Source organism: Microbacterium cucumeris (assembly GCF_058349845.2).
On the sequence record NZ_JBYRIZ020000003.1, the window covers coordinates 341,949 to 361,698 of the forward strand.

Consider the following 19,750-nt stretch of genomic DNA (forward strand, 5'->3'; position numbering starts at 1 on the left):
CATCCGCAGGGAGATGTCGCGGATATCGGAGCATCCGCCCACGCCTCGCCGGACATCCGGGCGATCGCCCGACATCTGTCCCGCGCGAGCGGCGCCCGCCGTCAGCGCACCGGCAGGAAGCAGGTGGGCGTCGGAGCCGGCGTCGTGCGGCGGACGCCGACGGGAGCGCCAGTGCGCTCATCGAGGTCGAGAAGCGTCACCGAGTCGGAGCGCTGCCCCGCGACGAGCAGTTTGCCCTCGAACACGAGGTGATGCCGCGGCCAGTCGACGCCGGAGTCGGCGAGGGCGAAGGGGGCGAGGCGCTCCCCGGAACCCTCGACGTGCAGCGCGGCGACCGTGTTGCTGCCGCGCAGCGCCGTGTAGAGGGTGCGGCCGTCGCGGCTGCGTGCGAGCTCGGCCGGGAAGTCCGTGCCGACCGAGGCGGCGGGACTGGCGAGCGTGGCCGACACGATCGACCATCTGCCGTCCGCAGCGGATGCCAGCGTGAACACCTCGCAGGAGTACTCCGTGACGACGTGCAGGTGCCCGCTCGGATGCATGACCATGTGCCGCGGTCCGGTTCCCCGGGGCAGCGCGACCTCCTGATCGAGCTCGAGCCCGGACGCGCTCTGCCGCCAGATGCGCACGAGGTCGAATCCCAAGTCGGTGGTCGCGACGCGGCCGTCGGGCAGGAAGGCCGCCGCATGCGCGTGCGGGACGCGCGGCTCGGCGCCGGCAGGGGTCGGGTACGGATCGGACGCCGCAACGCCCCGTCCCGGACGGTCGGAACGCCGACCGGCCCCGGAGTCGCCTCCGCCCTCACCGAACAGCGCCTCCCGAAGTGCGGCGGCCTTGTCGGCGGCGGGCTCGACGAGCCGCCCGTCGGCGGCGATGCCGTAGCGGATCACCTGCCCATCGCCGTAGCAGGACGCGATCAGCGCCGACCCGTCAGCGGAGACGGCGAGATGGCAGACGGCTTCCCCGGCGGCGACCGGGTCTCCCAGCGGCGCGAGGCTCGCCTCGCCCGTCCGGGAGAACGCCTGCACCGCGGCATCCCCCTCCAGCGCTGCGTACACCACGTCCAGCCGCGGATGCCGAGCCAGCCAGGACGGCGACGGCGCGGCCGCCGCGGTCCCCCGGAACGCGAGCGCCGTCGCCGCCTCCTCGTCGCCGGCGAGCAGGCCGATGCCCTCGGCCGAGCCCTCCATGCCGGCGCCGTAACCGCCGAGCCAGAACCGCGTCATCAGTCCAGCAGGTCGTGGCGCACGATGACCTCATCGCGGGCCGGGCCTGTTCCGATCACCGAGATGCGCGTGCCGCTCATCTTCTCCAGCGCCAGCACGTAGTCCTGCGCGTTCTGCGGCAGATCCTCGAACGTGCGCGCGGTCGAGATGTCCTCGGTCCAGCCCGGGAAGTACTCCAGGATGGGCTTGGCGTGGTGGAAGTCGGTCTGGTTCACCGGGACGTCGTCGAAGCGCGTGCCCTCGACGTCGTACGCCACGCACACCGGGATCCGCTCGAGTCCGGTGAGGATGTCGAGCTTCGTGAGCACGAGGTCGGTGATGCCGTTGATGCGCGTGGCATAGCGCGTGATCGGCGCGTCGTACCAGCCGACTCGGCGCGGGCGTCCCGTGGTGGTGCCGAACTCGAAGCCCTGCTTGCGCAGCCACTCGCCCTGTTCGTCGAACAGCTCGGTCGGGAACGGACCCGAGCCGACGCGCGTCGTGTACGCCTTCACGATTCCGACGATGCGGTCGAGCGCGCCGGGTCCGACGCCGGAGCCGGTGGAGGCACCGCCCGCCGTCGCCGAGGAGGAGGTCACGAAGGGATAGGTGCCGTGGTCCACGTCGAGCATCGTCGCCTGGCCGCCCTCGAAGACGACGACCTCGCCGCGGCCGAGCGCCTGATCGATGAGGTGCCCGGTGTCGGCGACCATGGGACGCAGCCGCTCGGCATAGGACAGCAGGTCCTCGACGATCTCGTCGGCGGTGATCGCACGGCGGTTGAAGATCTTCACGAGAAGGTGGTTCTTCTGATCGAGCGCTCCCTCGACCTTCTGACGCAGGATGTTCTCGTCGAACAGGTCCTGCACGCGGATGCCCACGCGGTTGATCTTGTCCGCGTAGGCGGGACCGATGCCGCGTCCCGTGGTGCCGATCTGACGCTTGCCGAGGAAGCGCTCGGTGACCTTGTCGAGCGTGCGGTGGTACTGGGTGATGATGTGCGCGTTCGCGCTGACGCGCAGCCGCGAGACGTCGATGCCCCGGGCGGACAGCGCCTCGAGCTCGCTGAAGAGCACTTCGAGATCGATGACGACGCCGTTGCCGATGACCGGGGTGACACCGGGAGACAGGATGCCGGAGGGCAGCAGGTGCAGCGCGTACTTCTCATCGCCGACGACCACGGTGTGACCGGCGTTGTTGCCGCCGTTGAACTTCACCACCCAGTCGGTGCGCTCACCGAGCAGATCGGTGGCCTTCCCCTTGCCCTCATCGCCCCACTGGACGCCGACGATAACGATTCCTGGCATGGGTGTACCCCCTTGCTTTCGCCGGGTTTGCACCGGCCGATGAGCTGGCCCGCTTCGGGCGGCTCCATCCTATCGAAGGCGCCCGACGCGCCTTCCGGCGCTCCTACCTCTCCGAGATCACACGCGCGGAGAGGTTGAGCTCGGCGAGGCGCTCGGCCGCCATGCGCCGCTTCAACTCGAGCGACTCGCCGATCTCGGCGGCCAGCCGCGGCCGCGTGCGGATGAGTTCGTCGACGGTCTCGAGCGGAACGATGACGACGGTGAGGATCTCGGCCGCGACCGTGACGGCCTGCGACCGCTCCCGCGTGAGCGCGGTGTGGCCGATGATGTCGCCGGCCTCCGCGCGCGCGAACTCGACGCGCCCGCCGTCGACGTCGAGGGCGAGGACCGCCTGACCTGTCAGGATGACGGACACCTCCTCGGGGATGACTCCCGCCGGAAGCACCACCTCGCCGACGCCGTACCGCGCCAGGCGTGCCGTCGCCGCAAGCTGCTCGACGTCGTCGTCGCGCAGGTGCAGCGCAGGGGCGATCTGCGTGATCGCGGCGGCGAGACGACCCGGTTCGGTCAGCGGATCGGTCGCGTCGCCGTCCAGCGCGAAACCCTGACGGCGCGCGGCGTACCAGAGCCACGAGAGGTACATCGACAGCGCCGTCGAGGCGTCCGCCGGACCGGGGACCAGGATCGAGACGGTGTACGAGCCACCGCCGCCGTACGAGACGGTCGCGCGCTCGCCCGGGATGCGCATCGGCAGGGCATCCGCCACGTCGATGAGCAGCGCCATCACCTCGTGAGGCGGATCGTCGGTCGAGAAGGTCACCGACGTCGACGCCGTGTACGGCCCCGCCGGCTCGGTCAGGTTCGTGAAGGATGCCCCCGACAGGCTGGAGTTCGGGACGATCTGGATGCCGGAACCGGTGTCGATGTGCACGGCGCGCCAGTTCACCTCGACGACCCGCCCGCGCACACCGGCGGCGTCCAGCCAGTCGCCGATCTTGAAGGGCTGCTCGAACAGGAGGAGCAGTCCCGAGATGACGCCTCCGACCGCATTCTGCAGGGCGAGACCGATCACGATGGACGTCACGCCGAGGGCCGTGATCAGGCCGCCCACATCCGCATCCCACACCCAGGAGAACAGCAGAGCCAGGCCGACGACGACCAGGGCGAGCCGGGCGATCTCGACGAAGATCGTCGGGATCCGGTCCCGCCACGATCCGGGGGCCGCATTGGCGAACAGGGCGACGTTGAACGAGGACAGCACCAGCAGGATCACGAGGAACCCGAAGACCGTCGCCACCACGCGCACCCACACCTGGTCGGCCGGGGACTGGATCGCGAAGGCCAGCAGAGCGAACAGCGCCCCGGCGGGCACCACCCAGTTGCGCAGCAGCTTGAGGGGCCCTGCCACGGGATTGCCCCGACGGCTGAGCGCACCGATGAGCTCGGTGAGCACGACCAGCAGAACAGGAACGCCGATCGCGAGCCCGATCACCCACCAGGCCCAGCCGTCCTGGAACGCCTCGGCCATGTCAGGCCACCTTCCACACGGTCTCGGTGCGTCCCTGCGCGTCCACGGTGCCGGCTTCGACGTAGGTGAACAGCTCCTGCGTGCGATCGCGGACGGTCTGGCTGACGTAGATGCCCGGCTCGCCCGTCACCGAACGCACCCGGTAGGCGAGGTTCACGGCGTCGCCCCACAGGTCGTAGGCGAGGTTGGTCCGTGCGACCAGGCCGCTCGTCACCGTGCCGGAGTCGACTCCGGCGCGGATCGCGATCGAGCTGCCGTTCTGGGCGTTGAACCGCTCGACGGCGTCGCGCAGCCCGCGTGCGAACTCGACGCTGCGGCGGACGTTGTCGACGCGCGGCACCGCCAGCCCCGAAGAGGCGAGGTACCCGCCGCGCAGCGTACGGACCTTCTCGACCCCGGCCTTCTCCGCCGCTTCATCGAAGCCCCGCATCAGGGTGTTCAGCAGCGCGATCTCCTGCTCGGCCGTCAGGTCGCGGGCGAAGTCGTCGAAGCCGACGAGCTCGGCGAACACGACCGACACGTTCTCGTGCGCCTCGGTGATCGTCTCGTCGCCCTGGCGATACTTGGCCGCCACGCTCTCCGGCATGAGCGTGTGCAGCAGCTTCTCATTCTCCTTCTGCTGCTCCTCGATGAGATCCTGCTTGATGCGCAGGCTCGAGGCCATGTCGTTGAAGGCGTCGCCGAGGTCTCCGAACTCGTCCCGCGACCCCTGGGGCACCTGCACGTCCAGATCCCCTTCCGCCACGCGGTGCACCGCGCCGACCAGCCGGTGAATGGGCCGTGTGAACACCTGCGCCAGCGCGAGCGACAGCAACGAGACGGCGAGGATGATGCCGAGCAGTGTCAGCAGCACGTTGCGGGTGAAGTCCGCGACCGGGGCGAACGCCTCGGCCGAGTCGATGCGGGCGATGATCACCCAGTCCAATCCTTCGACCTCGAGTGGCGCGTACGCTGTCACGCTGTCACCGCCCAGATAGTCGGTGCCCGTGGTCGTCCCGCTGCGCCCCGCCTGCGCCTCGCCGACCGCCCACGTGTTGACCGGCTGCAGCAGGACGGTGCCCCCGACCTCGACGATCCGTTCGGCGACCGTCGGCGGGGTGCCGCCGCTGATCGCCCGCTGCGCATAGGAGTCGGGGTCCTCGATCAGGCGGCGCGAATTGCTGCGCATGAGATCGTCGAGGCCCACCAGATACACCTCGCCGGTGTCACCGAGCCCCTGGGCCTTCCAGCCCTCGGACCCGGTCGTGACGTCGTTGATCGTGTCGAGGGACATCTGGAAGGCGATCGCCCCGGTGATGCGCTCGTCGTTGCCGACCGGGGACACGACCCAGAACGTGGGGACGTTCAGGGACGGAATCCAGCGCTCGAAATCGGTGAGCACGACCGTGGTGACGGAGTTCGTGGCGACGGCCTCCGTGTACGCCTGCGCCAGAAGCGAATCGCGGTACGGTCCGGTCGAGAGGTTCGTGCCGAGGTCGATCCCCTTGTAGGCGCTGAAGACGACATCGCCCTCGAGATTGAGCAGCAGTGCGTCCTCGTAGCCGGCCTCGGTGATCAGCCGGGTGAAGTAGTCCCCGTAGCGCTCGGTCGCCGCGGAGTACGTCGAGCCGTCGCCGGCGTCGTTCCGGGCCAGGACCGTGTCGTAGTCGGCGTCGAAGTCCTGATTGCCGAGCGTGTAGTGCAGCTGCGCGTACTGACCGGCGGTCGACTCGGGGATGAAGGCGACGTCGCCGTACTCCTCGCCGGCGCGCGTCTCGAGTTCGGGAATGAAGGTGTCGGTGTAGTACGCCTCCAGCTGAGCGCGCTCATCGGGGGTGAGTTCCTGCTGCTCGAGCTGCTCGAAGCCCTCGTTGATCGCAACGGACATGTTCTGCGCACTGAGATTGCGCGAATTCAGCGAGGCGTCGCGCCGGACGCTCTCGATCGCGTCCGAGACCTCGGCCGCCCGCATCGACCGGATCGTGATCAGCTGGTCCACGGCCGCGTCATGGAGAGACTGCCGGCCGTTGATGAAGCCGATCGCGCCGACGACGATCGAGGAGAGGAGACTGACCGCCAGCAGCATGATCAGGAGTTTGGACTGGATGCTGAGGCCGCCGCCGCGCCGCAGCCACCGCTTCCTCGTCTTCCCGCCTGCCGCTGTCGTTCCGTCGCTCATGCGCCCTCCCTCGCCGTGCGTCATCCCGCTCGGCACGACTTTAGCGATATACCGGTCTGCCACGGAACCCCCGGGACTCCGCGATCACCGCGACCGGATGCCGCGGTCACCCGCCGGCACGCCCACACCGTGCTGAATGCGGAACCAGTGCTCGGCCGCGTCCGCGTCCCGCGCCAGCATCGCTCGGCGCATGCGCTGGTAGCAGTCCCGGCGCAGCTCCCTGGTGCCGAGCTCGACGCGCGACCGCCGCAGAACGCGTTCCAGCACCTGCCCGGCCTCGTGCATGCTCCGCCCGAGCACGGGGTTCCCGGATCGCTGCGCGAGGCAGCCGACGAAAAGGCGCGACGCCAGCATGAGAGCCGCGGCGTCGCCCGCGTCGCTGGCGGCGATCATGCGGTCCAGCAGCCCGACGGCCTCGGCGAGCTCGGCGTCGCCCATCCGCTGCACCGCGAGCTGCAACGCGATCCCCGCCTGCAGGCCCGTGAACTCGAGCGCGGCGGAGACCAGCTCCTCGTCGATCTCGGTCACGCGCGTGTACCGGCTGGGCGAGACCTCGACGAGGCCCGCCCAGGCGAGCCGCTGCAGCGCCTCGCGGACGGGCGTGCGCGAGACACCGAGGGCCTCGGCGATGTCCTTGTCGTTCAGGTGCTCGCCAGGCGCCAGCCGTTCGTCGAGGATGGCGTCGGAGAGGGCCTCGTGCACGCGCTCACCCAGCGGCACCGGAGCGTCCGGCGGCATCCGGAGCCGCTCTCGCAGCGAGCGCGTGTCGTTCCCCATGTCCGAACTCCCGTTCCGGCTCCAGGTATACCGATATATCCTTCCGCGCGGAAGTCCCGCTACGCTGGCGCCCGGAGGAACATATGACCTGGTGGCCCTACGTCCGTCTCGCCGCGGCCGCACTCGGTGCTGCTGCGATCATCCGTCAGGCGACGATCGCGATCGTCAACGCGCTCGCGGCCGACTCAGCGTGGGCGAGGGATCTGCCGACCGTCATGACGAACTTCTTCAGCTACTTCACGATCCTCTCCAACCTGTCGGCGGTGGTCGCGCTCATGATCGGCGGGATCTGGATGCTGGCGACTCGACGCCGGTCTGACGCCGAACCCGCCTGGCTGGCGACGCTGTTCGTCTGCGCGAGCACCTACATGATCGTGACCGGGATCGTGTACAACGTGCTTCTGCGTCACATCCCGATCGCCGGCATCTCGGACGCCTGGACGAACGAGACGCTGCACGTCGTGATGCCCGTGATCATGCTGCTCGACGTGCTGTTCGCGCCGCGGAGACGGGCCCTGCCCTGGCGCTCGCTGTGGGTCGTCGTGGCGTTCCCGATCGTGTGGGCGATCTACACCCTGGTGCGGGCGGAGTTCATCACCTCGCCGCGCACCGGAACGCCGTGGTGGTACCCGTACCCGTTCCTCGACCCGCACCAGGTGCCGGGCGGCTATCTCGGCGTGGCCGGGTACGTCCTCGCCATCGCTGCGGTCATCGTCGGCATCGGGGCCTTCGTCGTGGGGATCGGGCGGCGCCGTGGTCGCACCCCGGAGCGGATCGCGCCGGAGCCGGCGGCCGCGCAGGGTCACGGCATCCGATAGCCCATCCCGCGGACGGTCTCGATCCGCTCGGCCCCGAGCTTGCCCCGCAGATGCCCGATGTAGACGTCGACGACGTTGGATCCGGGATCGAAGTCGTAGCCCCAGATGCGGCTGAGCAGAACCTCGCGGCTCAGCACCTGACCCGGGTGCCGCACGAACTCCTCGGCGAGCGCGAACTCCCTCGCCGTGAGGTCGATCTCGACTCCGTCGATGCGCGCGCGACGCGCCGACAGGTCGATCGTGAGGTCGCCGTGGGTGAGCTCGGTCACGGCGGGCGTGCGGCTCTGCCGCATGCGCAGCCGGATCCGCGCCAGCAGCTCCTCGAATCGGAAGGGCTTGGCGATGTAGTCGTCGGCGCCGCCCTCGAGACCGGTGAGGGTGTCGCGCAGCTCGATGCGCACCGTGAGCATGATGATCGGCAGCTGCGAGCCGGATCCGCGCAGCTGCTCGAGCACCTCGAACCCCGTCAGCTCGGGCATGTTCACATCGAGCACGAGCAGATCGAACTCGTCCGTGAGCGCGAGCTCGAGCGCCTGCCGGCCCGTGCGGGCGACCCGCGTGGTGAACCCGGCCGCGCGCAGGCCCTTCTCCAGGAACCCGGCGATGCGCGGTTCGTCGTCGGCGATGAGGATGGACGGCATCTCACTCGCCTCCTGTCGGTCGATCGGGCCGATCCAGCGTAACGCCGTCCTCGGAGACGTCCGGCGACAGCGGGATGTCGAGGACGAACACCGAACCGCCGCCGGGCGCGTCGGCGACACGGACCTCGCCGCCGTGCTGCTGCGCGATGAGCTGCACGATGCTGAGGCCGAGACCGCTGCCGTCCGGACCCCGGCCGCCCTGCTGGAGTCGCTGGAAGCGTTCGAAGATGCGGTCCTTGTCCTCGTCCGGGATGCCGGGACCGTGGTCGCGCACCCGCAGCAGCAGCCGACCGCCCGCCACCGACGAGGACAGCTCGATGACGCCGCCGCCGTGCGTCGCTGCGTTCTGGATCAGCTGCAGCATGGCCTGCGTGATGCGCGGGGCGTCGATCTCGGCATCCACCTCGGCCGCACCGGCGACGACGATCTCCGTGCCGGCGAGCATGCTCGCCTTCTGCGCGATCGTGCGCAGCAGCGTCCCGGCCGGGACGCGCGCGCGCAGCAGGCCCTCGTCGTCGAGGAGAACGGCGACGTCCACGAGATCCCCGACGAGGCGCCCCATGCGCTCGATCTCGTCGATCGCGAGGCGACGCGTCTGCTCGATGTCGATCGGATCCCTGGCATCCATGACGTCGAGGTAGCCGTGCACGATCGTCAGCGGCGTCTTGAGCTCGTGGCCCACGTCGCCCAGCAGTCGGCGCTGCGCCGCCATCGCTTCGTCGAGGCGGTCGAGCATGCCGTTCATGGTGCGCGCGAGCCCGGACACGTCGTCGCGGCCGCGCAGCGGCAGGCGCTCGTCCAGCGAGAGCGCCGACACGCGCTCCGCCATCTCGCGCATGTCCCGCAGGGGGCGCAGAAGCCGGGTGGCGACGAACCAGGACACCGCGGCGATCACGGCGACCGCGCCGACCGCCGTGATCAGGTACGCCCTGGCCGAGAGCTCGAGTCCGCCGAACTCGAGATCCAGGTCGTAGACCATGACGAACAGCGCCTCGGCATCCGGATCGGAGGAGACCTCGACAGGGGCGACGAGATACGACCAGTTCGCGCCGTTCTCGCGGTAGACGCCCGACACGAGGTCGCCGTTCGCCGCCTCGGCGACGACCCGGTCGACGAACGCGCCGTCCTCACCGGGTTCCACGCTGCGCCCGACGCCGGGCACGAGCGCGACCGTCCCGTCGATGATGCCGACGGCGCCGCTGGTCTTGCCCGGGACGAGCACGCGCATGATGCTCGCGAGGGCCTCGGTGGCGTCCGCCCACCCGCCCGGTGGGGGCGTCCCGACGATGAGGCGCGCCGACTCGAGGTCCGCGATGAGCTGCTCCTGTACGGCCTCGGTGATGCGGTGCCGCTCGACGGCGTAGACGACGCCGCCGACCACGAGCATGCCCAGGGCCGCCACGAGCGTGATCACGATCGTCAGACGCGCCCGCACCGAGAACCCGGCGGCGTCGGTGCGCGCGTCGGGTGCGGGCTGCGCGCGCGAGGACATGGCATCCATTGTCCGGGATCCGGATGCCGCGACAGCAGTCGTGTCTAAAGGATCTTTCATGTTCGTTTACCGTCCGCCTTAGAAGCGTCCCGCATGCTGGGACGCGGACCGAAGCGCTTCAGCGCGGCCCGGGGAGGAAGCGATGCAGAAGAGGACCGTCGTGACGGCTGCCGCCGTCGGCGCGCTCTGCCTCGGCGTCGTTGCCGCCCCCGTGGTGGCGTTCGCGGTCGTGTCGAACGAATCCAGCAGCCAGGTCATCCCCGGCGGCGTCGTCACCGATGTCGTGACGGTCGATTCGGCCGTGACCGACAAGGAGACCGTGTTGGACGCCACGTCCGAGCCCGACGTCCCGGCGACGGCCGCTCCGATCCCGCCGTCCCCGACGCCCGAGCCCGTCGTCCAGGACGGCGACCAGCAGGGCGCTGTCGAACCGGCTCCTCCCGCGCCCCCGGCGCCTCCGACGAGCGACGACGATCGCTGGGGCGAATGGAAGCAGTGGCTCGAGGACGAGGGCTGGGATGACTGGGCCGATTGGGACGACTGGAAGGAATGGGTCGACGATCACGACGGCCCGGCCCGGGTCGATCCCGCCGACCCCCGCCACCCGGACGGCGACAAGCACCGCGACGACGATCGTCGAGACGATCGAGACGAGCGCGACGAAGACTGGAGCCGCTGAAGGACTCCCCCAAGCTCGGCGGCCGACGTTCGCCCCTCCCCAATGCGCGAATCCCCCGTTCGCGTGAACGTCGGCCGCCGGATCTCCTCTCCGCCCTCCGGCCTGCCATACTCGACGCGTGTGGATCGGCTGGATCGAGTTCGACCTGCTTCTCGGCGACGTGCACTCGCTGAAGGAGAAGCGCGCCATCCTGCGTCCGCTGATCGCCGATCTGTCGCGTCGCACCGAGGCCGCAGCCGCCGAAGTGGGGGCGCACGACCTGCATCGTCGCGCTCAGCTGGGCGTGACCGTCGTCGGAGCGGATGCCGCCCACGTCCGGGACGTGCTGGATCGCGCCGAGCGGCTGCTCGCCGAGGAGCACCTCGAGGTGACCCTGCTGTCGGCGCGGCGGCGCCTTCACTCCAGCGAGGACTGACCCTCGCCGGGGTTCAGCGCTTGAGCGAACGGATCGCGGCGATCAGGATGCCGAACGCGATGATCGGCAACCCCGTCAGGAATGACCGCGGATTGCCGTTGAGCAGCGGCGCGGCGATGGCCGTCCCCACTCCGATCACGAAGATCGCGACGATCGTCACGCGCCAGAGCGTGTCGCTGCGTGTAGGGGTCGGCGTCGTGCTCATTTCGCTCGCTTCTCGCTCGCGCCGGCGCTGCGGATCCGCGGCGGCTTCCCCACGTTAGACGCCGCCGGCATCACCGTCTGTCGGCCGTTCGGGGGACAGACGGCGGTTCGCATGGGTCCTACTACCCATGGGCAGCGACCGACTTTCGACGTATCGTGCTCGCTGGAGGTGGTGCGTTGTGGGGATGATGTTGCCGAACGAGCTTGTCTGGGTGATGGAGAAGCTGGGTTTCGAGTGGCCGGACATCGATGAGGATGAGGTTCGCAAGGGTGCCACCCTGGTGCGGAACTTCGGGAGCGATCTCGAGGACGTGATCCAGGCGGTGGATCGGAAGATCAACGGTGACGTGGGGTCGGCGATGCGGGGTCAGGCAGGGCCTGCGACGATGTCGGCGTGGAACACGAACCGGTCGCAGAACCTGCAGAAGCTGATCGACATCATGCCCCCGGCGGCGACGGCGATGGACATCGGGGCGGATGCGATCTTCGCGTTGAAGATGAAGGTGATCGTCGATGTCACCTCCACGATGATCACGCTGGTCGCGATGCTGACCAACCCGATCACCGCGGCCGGGGCGGGTCCGATGCTGCTGATCAAGAAGAAGCTGCTCAACGCGGCCGTCGACATCGCCGTCGAACAGCTGCTCAACCAGCTGGCGCCGATGGCGATCGAACCGCTCGCGGAGCAGCTGCCGGCCGTGATCGACGCGATCCTGGACGCCCCGATGGTGGAGGCCACCGCAGGTGACTCGGACGAGTTCTACGCCGACCTGCAGGCACTCGAGGACGCCCGCACGACGATGCAGGTCCACGGCGCCGACATCCAGTCACTGACATCGACGTTCTTCGCGGACTTCTCCGCACTCGACTTCGGAGGAGACGACTGATGAGCGCGATCAAACCGATCATCCGGGAACTCAAGCAGGCCGCCCTGAAGGGCTTCGCCCACGCCGACCACAAGCTCCACCAGCTCACCGCCAACATGGACGGTCACCTCGACACCGTGATCCGCGAGGTCCGTGACCGTGACAACTACGACGGCAAGGTCGACGTCAGCCTCAAGAAGTTCAAGAAGAACAAGAAGCACGACTCGGACGAGTACAACCGTCAGTACGACGAGCAGATGGACACGCTGCAGAAGATGCCGCTGTCCGACTGGCTGAAGAACCGCATCGAGTATCTCGAGAACGGTCGCACCTCGGACTCGCTGCGGGCCCAGCAGGACGCTCGGGACAACGCGCTGAAGGACAAGATCAACGAGCTGCTCGACGCCGACGACGACCTCGACTACGACGATGCGAAGGACCTCGCGTCCGAGTGGCTGAAGGGGCAGGCAGCGACGCATCGTCTCGACGGCATCGCAGGCGGTGACGTCACCGACATCTCTGGCGTCGGCGACACGCGCATCAATTCATCTCTCGGGTCCCAATGGCGCTCTCGCGTCGGGGACATCGACGCCGCCGTCATCGATTTCCTCAACGCCAATCCCGGCGTCGATCTCGACAACACCTTCATCAACGTCGTCCTCCGATAGGTTGGTGCCATGGTTCAGATCGCTGATTTCGTTCCGCACGCCCCGGTTCCGGCGGAGATCATCGAGGAGTACCGGGGTCGCGTTCCGGACGAGTTGATCGAGGTCTGGGAGAACTACGGGTACGGGACCTTCGGTCAGGGTTTCATCCGTCTCATCGACCCGAAACTGTACGAGGCCGAGGTCGGGGACTGCATCGGCAAGACCCAGGGCGACGGCATCGCCATCCCGTTCGCCGTCACCGGGCTCGGTGACCTCATCACGTGGGAGCCCAGCCACCCCGGCGTCATCGCGATCATGTATCGCATCGGCGACACCAAGGGGCAGGGGTCAATGAAGACGTTCTTCAACCTGGTCAGACGAGGCGGCGCGGCCCACCTGTCCGACTCCTACGACTGGGACATCTTCCCCGAGGCCGTGGCCGCGCACGGAGAACTGCCCTACGATCAGTCGTTCATCTTCGTGCCGCTGCTCTCCCTCGGCGGGGCTGCGAAGGTCGAGAACCTGCACAAGCGCGAGACGATCACCGCGATCAAGGTGGCGGTCGACCTCCAGGGCGTCATCGGCCACTGACCCGCGGGTTACGCTGTTTCCCGGGGGAACGGCATCGACGTGTCCCCCGGCGCGATCGAGGAGACAGTGATGAACCAGCCCCATCCCGCGGCCACCGGCGGACCAGCGATCCCTCCGCCTCCTCCCGCGCCGGCTGCGCCGATCAGCAGCGTCCCGACGAGCTCGCCCACGTCCCCCGCGGCGCCTCCCGCACCGGCGGCATCGCCTCCGGCATCCCCGGTCGCCGCGGCATCCGATGTCCGGACCACGGACGCCGAGCTCGCCCGGGCCACTGAGGTGCTGCGGGTCATCTCGGAGGCGTACTCGGCCAAGATGGTCGGCCAGGAGCGGTTGCGTCTGAGCCTCCTCATCGCTCTCATCGCCGGCGGCCACATCCTCCTCGAGAGCGTGCCCGGCCTCGCGAAGACCACGGCGGCCAGCACCCTCGCCGACACGGTCCGCGCGCAGTTCAAGCGCATCCAGTGCACGCCCGACCTGCTGCCCAGCGACATCACCGGCAACCAGATCTACGACGCCGCGACCGGATCGTTCCGCACCGTGCTCGGGCCGGTGCACGCGAACTTCGTGCTGCTCGACGAGATCAACCGCTCCAGCGCCAAGACCCAGTCCGCCATGCTCGAGGCGATGCAGGAGCACCAGACGACCATCGGCGGGGAGGTGCATCACCTGCCGCGCCCGTTCCTCGTCATCGCGACCCAGAACCCGATCGAGCAGGAGGGCACCTACGAGCTGCCCGAGGCCCAGATGGACCGATTCCTGCTCAAGGAGATCGTCGAGTACCCGAGCCCCGCCGAGGAGTTCGAGATCCTCAGCCGCATCGACTCCGGCGTGCTCGACCCCGATCGTCACGTCTCCAGCGCGGTCACGCTCGCGGACATCGAGCAGCTGCAGGACATCGCGAGCCGGGTCTACGTCGACGCGTCGATCCGCAATTACATCGTCCAGCTCGCCTACGTCACCCGCAATCCCGCCCCGTACATCGGCGAGGAAAGCGCCCGGCTCATCAAGTACGGCGCCAGCCCCCGGGCATCCATCGCCTTCCTGCAGGCCTCCCGCGCCCTCGCCCTGCTGCAGGGCCGCACGCACGTCGTGCCGGAGGACATCCGGACGCTCCGCCACCTCGTGCTGCGCCATCGCGTGCTCCTGACCTTCGAGGCGGATGCCGAGGGCGTGCGCAGCGAGGACATCATCGATCTCATCTTCGCCGCGGTGCCGACTCCCTGACGCATGCCCTCCCTGATCACCAGGGTGAGGGCGAAGCTCTTCATCCACTCGTCGCAGAAGTCGATGCATGCGCTCGACGGGGCGTACGCGTCCCTGCTGCGCGGCCGCAGTCACGACTTCGAGGACCTGCGCGCCTACGAGTACGGCGATCAGGTGCGCGACATCGACTGGAGGGCGACGGCCAAGCAGGGTTCGCCGCTCGTCAAGAGGCATCGCGCGACCCGCATGCACACGGTGATGTTCGTCGTCGACACCGGGCGCGGCATGACCGCGCTCGCCCAGGACGAGCGGCCGAAGAAGGAGCTCGCGATCCTCGCGACCGGAGCTCTCGGCATCCTCACGCTGCGTCACGGCGACGACTTCACGGTGGTCCACGGCGATGCCTCGGGCATCCGCCGGATGGCCCCGGCGCGCAGCGAGGGCGCCCTCGAGCACGCGCTGCGCCGGATCGACCACGCGATCGACACCAGCACCGCTCCCGGGGACCGCGACGGGCTGCTGAGCTACATCGCGCGCACGATCCCCCGACGCATGATCCTCGTGGTCGTCACGGACGAGGCCCCGGTCACGGAAGAGACCGAACGCCTGCTGCGCCGGCTGCGCGTGCAGCACGACGTGCTCTGGATCGCGCTGCGCGACGCCGACCCCGTTCTCGACCACACCACCGGGCGCGTGCGGGCCGACGTGTACTCGCGCTGGCAGGTGCCGGACTTCGTCCAGGGCGACGAGGGGATCGTCCGCGAGCTCGCGGCGCGTTCGGCCGCCGAGGCCGCGCACCGCGACGAGGTGCTCGATGCCCTGGAGATCAGCCGGGCGGACCTGGACACCCAGGACGATGCCGTCGGCGCCCTGCTGCGCATGCTGAACCGGAGGGCGAATGTCCGGTTCTGACGAGCTCTACCCGCCTGCCCAGTACGGCTGGGGCTGGCTGCTGCTGGCTCTCGGCATCCTCGCCGTCCTCGTCCTCGCCGCCTGGATCGTCATCGCGCTCACGCGCCCGAAGCGCCGGATGGAGCTGCCGGGCTCCGCGCCGCTCGGCCCCACCGGGATGGACGAGGTCCTCGCGGTGCTGCGCGGGGAGTACCTGCAGCAGATCGATCGCATCGAGGCGGCGTACGGCGAGGGGCGCATCGACGCCAAGCGTGCGAACCTCGAGCTCAGCCGGACGGTCCGGGCCTTCGTGAACGAGTACAGCGGCATCGAGGCGCCCGTGCTCGCGCTCGACGATCTCATCGCCCTGGGCGTCCATCCGGCGCTCATCGACGCGCTGCACCGGCACTACTACCCGAGCGTGTTCCGGCGCGGCCCGGCGATCGACCCGGCTCTCGGCATCGAGGCCGCCCGCAGGGTGGTGACGGCATGGAACTAGCGAACATCTGGATGCTCGCAGGAGCCGTCGTCGCGGTGCTGATCGCAGCCGCGGTCGGCCTGATCGTCGGTCTGCGCCGGCATCGTGCGGATGCCGGGGCCGATGCCGCCCCGATCGCTCGCGCGGAGCGGCTGCGCACGCTGCCGTCGTTCCGGCAGGCGGTCCGCCGCAGGGCCCTCGTGCTGTCCGGACTCGTGGCGCTCGCCTCGGTGACCGTTCTGCTGGCCGGCGCGGTCGCCGCGCGGCCGATGTCCTCGCAGACCGTCCAGCCGGTGAACACCAGTCGCGACATCATGCTGTGCCTGGACGTCTCCGGATCCATGAGCGACGTGGACGTCGAGGTGCTGACGGTGTTCGAGGAGCTGCTGGACGGGTTCGAGGGCGAGCGCATCGGGTTGACGATCTTCAACAGCTCCGCCGTGCAGATCTTTCCGCTGACGGATGACTACGACTTCGTCCGGGAGCACCTGGAGAGCATCCGGGCGAGCTTCGACTATGGCGCGGACGTGCCCGAGCACTGGGTCGGCACCCTCAACGGGCCCGGCGCCTCCCTGATCGGCGACGGGCTCGCGTCCTGCGCGATGGGGTTCGACCAGGAAGGCGACGAGCGCAGCCGCTCGATCATCCTCGCCACGGACAACGAGGTCAACGGCGCCTCCATCGTGACCCTGGAGGAGGCCGCGGCGTACACGGCGTCCAAGGGGATCCGCGTCTTCGCGCTGAATCCGGTCGAGGGCAAGGACACCGAGCCGAGCGCGGCGCTCATCGCCGCCGCCGAGGCGACGGGCGGAGCGGCCTACGGGCTGCGCGAGACGACGACCGTCGCGGACATCGTCGCGGAGGTCCAGGAGGAGGAGGCCGCCGAGCTGCGCGGGCAGGCGCAGGTGGTGTGGAGCGACGATCCCGACCTGTGGATCGTGCTGCTGGTGATCCCCGTCCTGGCGCTCGTGGTGGTGCTGTGGAGGGTGCGACTGTGATCCTCGACCCCGTTCTGAACCCGTGGCTGATCGCGCTGATCTGCCTGCCGCTCATCGCGCTCGCGGTGTTCTGCGTGATCCGCCCTCCGGGCGCACGGGGGCGGATGCTGTGGGCGATGCGGCTCGTCCTCGTCCTGGCGTGCTGCGTGCTGCTGCTGCGTCCCGGCGTCCCCGGTGGAACCAGCCAGACGCTCGCGACGGACACCGACGTCGTCCTCGTGGTCGACACGACGGCGAGCATCGTCGCCGAGGACTGGGACGATGACAGCCCTCGGCTGGACGGCGTCCGCGAGGACGTGCAGGCCATCATGAACGAGTACCCCGGAGCACGCTTCGCCCTGATCACGTTCGATGCGGCCGCCGAGGTGCGGCTGCCGCTGACCACCGACACGACGGCGCTGGCGTCCGCCATGGAGGTGCTGCGGCCCGAGGTGACCGCGCAGTCGCACGGCAGTTCGATCGGCATCGCGAACACGGTGCTCCAGGAGACCCTGCAGGGTGCCGCCGAGTCGTCGCCGGAGCGCTCGCGCATGGTGTTCTACCTCGGGGACGGCGAGCAGACCGCGTCCACCGAGCCCGAGTCGTTCGCGGCGAGCGCCGAGTTCACCGACGGCGGTGCCGTGCTCGGCTACGGCACGACCGAGGGCGGGCCGATGAAGGACACCAGTCTCGGCGGTGCGGGTGGCGCCTACATCCAGTACCAGGGCGGGAACGCCCTGTCGGTGATCGACGAGCAGAACCTGCAGACGATCGCGGATGAGCTCGGCGTCCCGTACCAGCACCGGAGCGCGGATGCCGTCGTCGAGTTGCCCGAGGCGCCCACCACCACGACGAACTATGCCGAGTCCGGCGAGGTCGGCGACGTCATCGAACTGTACTGGGTCGCCGCCGTGCTGATCGGGCTGCTTCTCGCGATCGAGCTCGCCGTGGCGACGGCACGGGTCGCCGGCCTGCGCGGACTGCCCGCGCGGGCTCCCCGGACCTCGGGCGAAGGGGGCGCGCGATGACCGGGCCGACTCCTGCCGACGCCGCGGCGGCGCTCCTGGCCGCGAACCGCCGGCGCCGCAGCATCCGCCGCTGGATCGCCATCGGCACGCTTCCGCTCACTCTCGCCGCCGTGCTGTTCGCCGGCAAGCTGTTGAGCATGTACGCCTTCGCCCACCAGGCGATCACATCCCACGTGGTCGGCGATGCCGAAGGGACGATCCGCGCCGGTCAAGGGCAAGAGGTCCTGAACTGGTTCGAGCCGTACAAGGCGCCGTTCAACGTGGGCGTGGGGCTGGCCGCCTCCCAGCAGCTCCCCGAGGCCCGTGCGAAGTTCGAGGAGGCCCTGCCTCTCGCCCACGGGCTCGAGGTCTGCGGCGTGCGGGTGAACCTCGCGCTCGTGATCGAGCAGATGGGCGATGCCGCCCGCGACGAGGGCGACGGCGCCGGGGCCGCCGCGCTGTACGCCGAGGCGCTCACGGTCACGCTGGAGACGCCCGAAGAGTGCGGCACCCCGGAGGCGGACGAGCAGTCCTCCGATCCCCAGCGCAGCATGGGCGACACGCTGGAGCAGCTGGAGGACCGGCTGCTCCAGAAGCAGCAGGAGCAGCCGAACGGCGGCGAGGGTGAGGGCGAGCAGCCTCAGGAGCAGCCCGAGCAGGAGCAGCCGAGCGAGGACCAGCTCGGGGATCTCGAGGAGCGGCTCGACCAGGGCCGGGAGGAACGGCAGGACAACCAGGACGGCGACGGATCCGGCTCGGGGACGGACAGACCATGGTAGATCCCGAACAGCAGCGCGCACGATACGTGACCCATTCGGACGGTGCTCCCCCGGTGCCCCCGCCCGGCGGCTACCGCGGCGCCCGGCGCGCACCGGATCCGGCCGCGCTCGCGACGGAGAACGCGGTGGCCACCCTCGACGCGCCGAAGCAGCCGGCCAACGCCCTCGGCTGGATCGCGCTGGTGTGCGGCATCCTGTTCGCGGTCGTCCTGCTCGGCACCGTCGTCTCCGGCGGCACCGACATCGTCTACGGGGTCACGATGCTCGCCGTGCAGCTGCTCGTGGTCGCCGTGGTGATCGCGGCACTCCTCACTCCCCGGGGTCGAGTGCTCGGAGCCGCGGCGCTGACGATCACGCTGCTGTTCAACGTCGCGACGGTCGGCGCCCTGGGAGCCGTGCAGACCTCGGCATCCGGGAACTACGAGGGCGCCAAGTCCGAGGAGCAGAAGCACGAGGAGGCCTACCCGGGGATCAAGGACACCCCGAGCGCGGACATCCTGTCCCGTCCCTCCCTCGAACAGGTGCGGGAGTCGTCCGAGGCGGCATTGGCCGACATCAAGGAGCGGCTCAGCGCGGAGTTCGGCTACACGTGGAGTCCGGCGGGCGACGAGGATCTGCGCCCCGAGCGCAACGGATACGGCGGGGAGTCCATGCTCGTGCAGTACACGTCCCAGAAATGGGGCACGAACGAGCCGATCCAGGATCACGATCGCAAGCTCGCCGTCATGGACGTCATCGACGATGTGCTCGCCGAGCACGACATGTGGGGCATCATCTCTCTGAACGACGCCTCGTCCGGACTCGACGCCACGATGCGCGAGAAGCTGTACGGATCGGCGGATCCGCGCACACAGGATGTGTGGGAGTGGTACAGCGACGACTACCCCGGGCCGCGTCGGTTCTACGCCACGATCTACGACACCTCCCAGGACGACTCCGGCGAGTTCCGGCGCTCGCGCGAGGCGCAGGCGGCCCGCACCGGTGAGCCGGTCGAGGGTCTGCAGATCATGTTCCTCGCCCCCGAGCTGCTCAGCGAAGCCGACCGTGCCGAGTTCGAGCAGCGACTTGAGGAGTATCCGGGGTCCTAGCC

21 protein-coding genes are annotated in these 19,750 nt (G+C 69.4%); 13 read left to right on the plus strand and 8 right to left on the minus strand.

Annotation, left to right across the window (positions count from 1 at the left end):
* Nucleotides 1-101: 101 nt before the first annotated feature.
* The 5 genes from AC3RXZ_RS10735 to AC3RXZ_RS10755 all read right to left on the minus strand — a co-directional run bounded on the left by AC3RXZ_RS10735 (nucleotide 102) and on the right by AC3RXZ_RS10755 (nucleotide 6,972).
* A complete protein-coding gene (locus AC3RXZ_RS10735; protein ID WP_491494010.1) occupies nucleotides 102-1,223 on the minus strand; it encodes a lactonase family protein in 1,122 nt (373 codons plus the stop codon).
* Entirely contained in the window at nucleotides 1,223-2,509 is a 1,287-nt protein-coding gene (locus tag AC3RXZ_RS10740) for an adenylosuccinate synthase (protein ID WP_491494011.1), read from the minus strand. Before AC3RXZ_RS10740 ends, AC3RXZ_RS10735 begins: the two co-directional genes overlap by 1 nt.
* 103 nt (nucleotides 2,510-2,612) lie before the next feature.
* Complete coding sequence (locus AC3RXZ_RS10745; RefSeq protein WP_491494012.1) at nucleotides 2,613-4,037, minus strand: mechanosensitive ion channel domain-containing protein; 1,425 nt, start codon at nucleotides 4,035-4,037, stop codon at nucleotides 2,613-2,615.
* Between the two features lies 1 nt (nucleotide 4,038).
* Nucleotides 4,039-6,195 (minus strand): adenylate/guanylate cyclase domain-containing protein, encoded by a 2,157-nt coding sequence (locus AC3RXZ_RS10750; RefSeq protein ID WP_491494013.1) that lies wholly within the window; start codon nucleotides 6,193-6,195, stop codon nucleotides 4,039-4,041.
* Nucleotides 6,196-6,279: 84 nt separating this feature from the next.
* Nucleotides 6,280-6,972 carry a GntR family transcriptional regulator gene (locus AC3RXZ_RS10755; protein ID WP_491494014.1) on the minus strand — a complete coding sequence of 231 codons (693 nt, stop codon included), beginning with the start codon at nucleotides 6,970-6,972 and terminating at the stop codon, nucleotides 6,280-6,282.
* An 83-nt stretch (nucleotides 6,973-7,055) separates the two neighbouring features.
* On the opposite strand from AC3RXZ_RS10755, the gene AC3RXZ_RS10760 reads away from it, so the two are divergent.
* Nucleotides 7,056-7,790, plus strand: coding sequence for a Pr6Pr family membrane protein (locus tag AC3RXZ_RS10760; RefSeq protein WP_243228614.1), 735 nt, complete (start codon nucleotides 7,056-7,058; stop codon nucleotides 7,788-7,790).
* On the opposite strand, the gene AC3RXZ_RS10765 is transcribed toward AC3RXZ_RS10760, so the two are convergent.
* Both AC3RXZ_RS10765 and AC3RXZ_RS10770 read right to left on the minus strand, forming a co-directional pair.
* Complete coding sequence (locus AC3RXZ_RS10765) at nucleotides 7,775-8,431, minus strand: response regulator transcription factor (protein WP_243228612.1); 657 nt, start codon at nucleotides 8,429-8,431, stop codon at nucleotides 7,775-7,777. The two genes, AC3RXZ_RS10760 and AC3RXZ_RS10765, sit on opposite strands and share 16 nt — an antisense overlap.
* Nucleotide 8,432: 1 nt before the next feature.
* A complete protein-coding gene (locus AC3RXZ_RS10770) occupies nucleotides 8,433-9,923 on the minus strand; it encodes a sensor histidine kinase (RefSeq protein ID WP_491494015.1) in 1,491 nt (496 codons plus the stop codon).
* A gap of 142 nt (nucleotides 9,924-10,065) precedes the next feature.
* On the opposite strand from AC3RXZ_RS10770, the gene AC3RXZ_RS10775 reads away from it, so the two are divergent.
* Together AC3RXZ_RS10775 and AC3RXZ_RS10780 are read left to right on the plus strand one after the other, a co-directional pair.
* The gene (locus AC3RXZ_RS10775) at nucleotides 10,066-10,602 is read left to right on the plus strand and encodes a hypothetical protein (RefSeq protein ID WP_491494016.1); all 537 of its coding nucleotides are present in this window, start codon (nucleotides 10,066-10,068) and stop codon (nucleotides 10,600-10,602) included.
* A 118-nt stretch (nucleotides 10,603-10,720) separates the two neighbouring features.
* Nucleotides 10,721-11,017, plus strand: coding sequence for a DUF503 domain-containing protein (locus AC3RXZ_RS10780; RefSeq protein ID WP_243228607.1), 297 nt, complete (start codon nucleotides 10,721-10,723; stop codon nucleotides 11,015-11,017).
* Between the two features lie 13 nt (nucleotides 11,018-11,030).
* On the opposite strand, the gene AC3RXZ_RS10785 is transcribed toward AC3RXZ_RS10780, so the two are convergent.
* Entirely contained in the window at nucleotides 11,031-11,222 is a 192-nt protein-coding gene (locus AC3RXZ_RS10785) for a hypothetical protein (protein ID WP_243228605.1), read from the minus strand.
* 214 nt (nucleotides 11,223-11,436) lie between these two features.
* Here AC3RXZ_RS10785 and AC3RXZ_RS10790 point away from each other — a divergent pair, with 214 nt between their 5' ends.
* The 10 genes from AC3RXZ_RS10790 to AC3RXZ_RS10835 all read left to right on the plus strand — a co-directional run bounded on the left by AC3RXZ_RS10790 (nucleotide 11,437) and on the right by AC3RXZ_RS10835 (nucleotide 19,748).
* Nucleotides 11,437-12,108 (plus strand): WXG100-like domain-containing protein, encoded by a 672-nt coding sequence (locus AC3RXZ_RS10790; protein ID WP_491494119.1) that lies wholly within the window; start codon nucleotides 11,437-11,439, stop codon nucleotides 12,106-12,108.
* Nucleotides 12,108-12,755, plus strand: coding sequence for a polymorphic toxin type 15 domain-containing protein (locus tag AC3RXZ_RS10795; RefSeq protein ID WP_243228601.1), 648 nt, complete (start codon nucleotides 12,108-12,110; stop codon nucleotides 12,753-12,755). Before AC3RXZ_RS10790 ends, AC3RXZ_RS10795 begins: the two co-directional genes overlap by 1 nt.
* A gap of 9 nt (nucleotides 12,756-12,764) precedes the next feature.
* Nucleotides 12,765-13,325, plus strand: coding sequence for a GAD-like domain-containing protein (locus AC3RXZ_RS10800; RefSeq protein WP_243228599.1), 561 nt, complete (start codon nucleotides 12,765-12,767; stop codon nucleotides 13,323-13,325).
* A gap of 69 nt (nucleotides 13,326-13,394) precedes the next feature.
* Nucleotides 13,395-14,549, plus strand: a complete 1,155-nt coding sequence (locus AC3RXZ_RS10805; protein ID WP_491494017.1) for an AAA family ATPase — start codon at nucleotides 13,395-13,397, stop codon at nucleotides 14,547-14,549.
* A gap of 3 nt (nucleotides 14,550-14,552) precedes the next feature.
* Nucleotides 14,553-15,440, plus strand: coding sequence for a DUF58 domain-containing protein (locus tag AC3RXZ_RS10810; RefSeq protein ID WP_491494018.1), 888 nt, complete (start codon nucleotides 14,553-14,555; stop codon nucleotides 15,438-15,440).
* Nucleotides 15,427-15,918, plus strand: coding sequence for a hypothetical protein (locus AC3RXZ_RS10815; protein WP_491494019.1), 492 nt, complete (start codon nucleotides 15,427-15,429; stop codon nucleotides 15,916-15,918). The genes AC3RXZ_RS10810 and AC3RXZ_RS10815 overlap by 14 nt, the downstream gene beginning before the upstream one ends.
* Complete coding sequence (locus tag AC3RXZ_RS10820; protein WP_491494020.1) at nucleotides 15,909-16,895, plus strand: VWA domain-containing protein; 987 nt, start codon at nucleotides 15,909-15,911, stop codon at nucleotides 16,893-16,895. The genes AC3RXZ_RS10815 and AC3RXZ_RS10820 overlap by 10 nt, the downstream gene beginning before the upstream one ends.
* Nucleotides 16,892-17,902, plus strand: coding sequence for a vWA domain-containing protein (locus AC3RXZ_RS10825; RefSeq protein ID WP_491494021.1), 1,011 nt, complete (start codon nucleotides 16,892-16,894; stop codon nucleotides 17,900-17,902). The genes AC3RXZ_RS10820 and AC3RXZ_RS10825 overlap by 4 nt, the downstream gene beginning before the upstream one ends.
* Complete coding sequence (locus AC3RXZ_RS10830; RefSeq protein ID WP_491494022.1) at nucleotides 17,899-18,660, plus strand: hypothetical protein; 762 nt, start codon at nucleotides 17,899-17,901, stop codon at nucleotides 18,658-18,660. The genes AC3RXZ_RS10825 and AC3RXZ_RS10830 overlap by 4 nt, the downstream gene beginning before the upstream one ends.
* Entirely contained in the window at nucleotides 18,654-19,748 is a 1,095-nt protein-coding gene (locus AC3RXZ_RS10835; protein ID WP_491494023.1) for a hypothetical protein, read from the plus strand. The genes AC3RXZ_RS10830 and AC3RXZ_RS10835 overlap by 7 nt, the downstream gene beginning before the upstream one ends.
* Nucleotides 19,749-19,750 lie beyond the last annotated feature (2 nt).

Bases quoted from the DNA above. Each gene is read 5' to 3' on its own strand.
- AC3RXZ_RS10735 (WP_491494010.1), bottom strand. From the start codon at position 1,223: ATGACGCGGTTCTGGCTCGGCGGTTACGGCGCCGGCATGGAGGGCTCG.
- AC3RXZ_RS10820 (WP_491494020.1), top strand. From the start codon at position 15,909: ATGGAACTAGCGAACATCTGGATGCTCGCAGGAGCCGTCGTCGCGGTG.
- AC3RXZ_RS10815 (WP_491494019.1), top strand. From the start codon at position 15,427: ATGTCCGGTTCTGACGAGCTCTACCCGCCTGCCCAGTACGGCTGGGGC.
- AC3RXZ_RS10765 (WP_243228612.1), bottom strand. From the start codon at position 8,431: ATGCCGTCCATCCTCATCGCCGACGACGAACCGCGCATCGCCGGGTTC.
- AC3RXZ_RS10740 (WP_491494011.1), bottom strand. From the start codon at position 2,509: ATGCCAGGAATCGTTATCGTCGGCGTCCAGTGGGGCGATGAGGGCAAG.
- AC3RXZ_RS10745 (WP_491494012.1), bottom strand. From the start codon at position 4,037: ATGGCCGAGGCGTTCCAGGACGGCTGGGCCTGGTGGGTGATCGGGCTC.
- AC3RXZ_RS10795 (WP_243228601.1), top strand. From the start codon at position 12,108: ATGAGCGCGATCAAACCGATCATCCGGGAACTCAAGCAGGCCGCCCTG.
- AC3RXZ_RS10755 (WP_491494014.1), bottom strand. From the start codon at position 6,972: ATGGGGAACGACACGCGCTCGCTGCGAGAGCGGCTCCGGATGCCGCCG.
- AC3RXZ_RS10810 (WP_491494018.1), top strand. From the start codon at position 14,553: ATGCCCTCCCTGATCACCAGGGTGAGGGCGAAGCTCTTCATCCACTCG.
- AC3RXZ_RS10790 (WP_491494119.1), top strand. From the start codon at position 11,437: ATGGAGAAGCTGGGTTTCGAGTGGCCGGACATCGATGAGGATGAGGTT.
- AC3RXZ_RS10775 (WP_491494016.1), top strand. From the start codon at position 10,066: ATGCAGAAGAGGACCGTCGTGACGGCTGCCGCCGTCGGCGCGCTCTGC.
- AC3RXZ_RS10805 (WP_491494017.1), top strand. From the start codon at position 13,395: ATGAACCAGCCCCATCCCGCGGCCACCGGCGGACCAGCGATCCCTCCG.
- AC3RXZ_RS10785 (WP_243228605.1), bottom strand. From the start codon at position 11,222: ATGAGCACGACGCCGACCCCTACACGCAGCGACACGCTCTGGCGCGTG.
- AC3RXZ_RS10800 (WP_243228599.1), top strand. From the start codon at position 12,765: ATGGTTCAGATCGCTGATTTCGTTCCGCACGCCCCGGTTCCGGCGGAG.
- AC3RXZ_RS10835 (WP_491494023.1), top strand. From the start codon at position 18,654: ATGGTAGATCCCGAACAGCAGCGCGCACGATACGTGACCCATTCGGAC.
- AC3RXZ_RS10770 (WP_491494015.1), bottom strand. From the start codon at position 9,923: ATGTCCTCGCGCGCGCAGCCCGCACCCGACGCGCGCACCGACGCCGCC.
- AC3RXZ_RS10760 (WP_243228614.1), top strand. From the start codon at position 7,056: ATGACCTGGTGGCCCTACGTCCGTCTCGCCGCGGCCGCACTCGGTGCT.
- AC3RXZ_RS10830 (WP_491494022.1), top strand. From the start codon at position 17,899: ATGACCGGGCCGACTCCTGCCGACGCCGCGGCGGCGCTCCTGGCCGCG.
- AC3RXZ_RS10750 (WP_491494013.1), bottom strand. From the start codon at position 6,195: ATGAGCGACGGAACGACAGCGGCAGGCGGGAAGACGAGGAAGCGGTGG.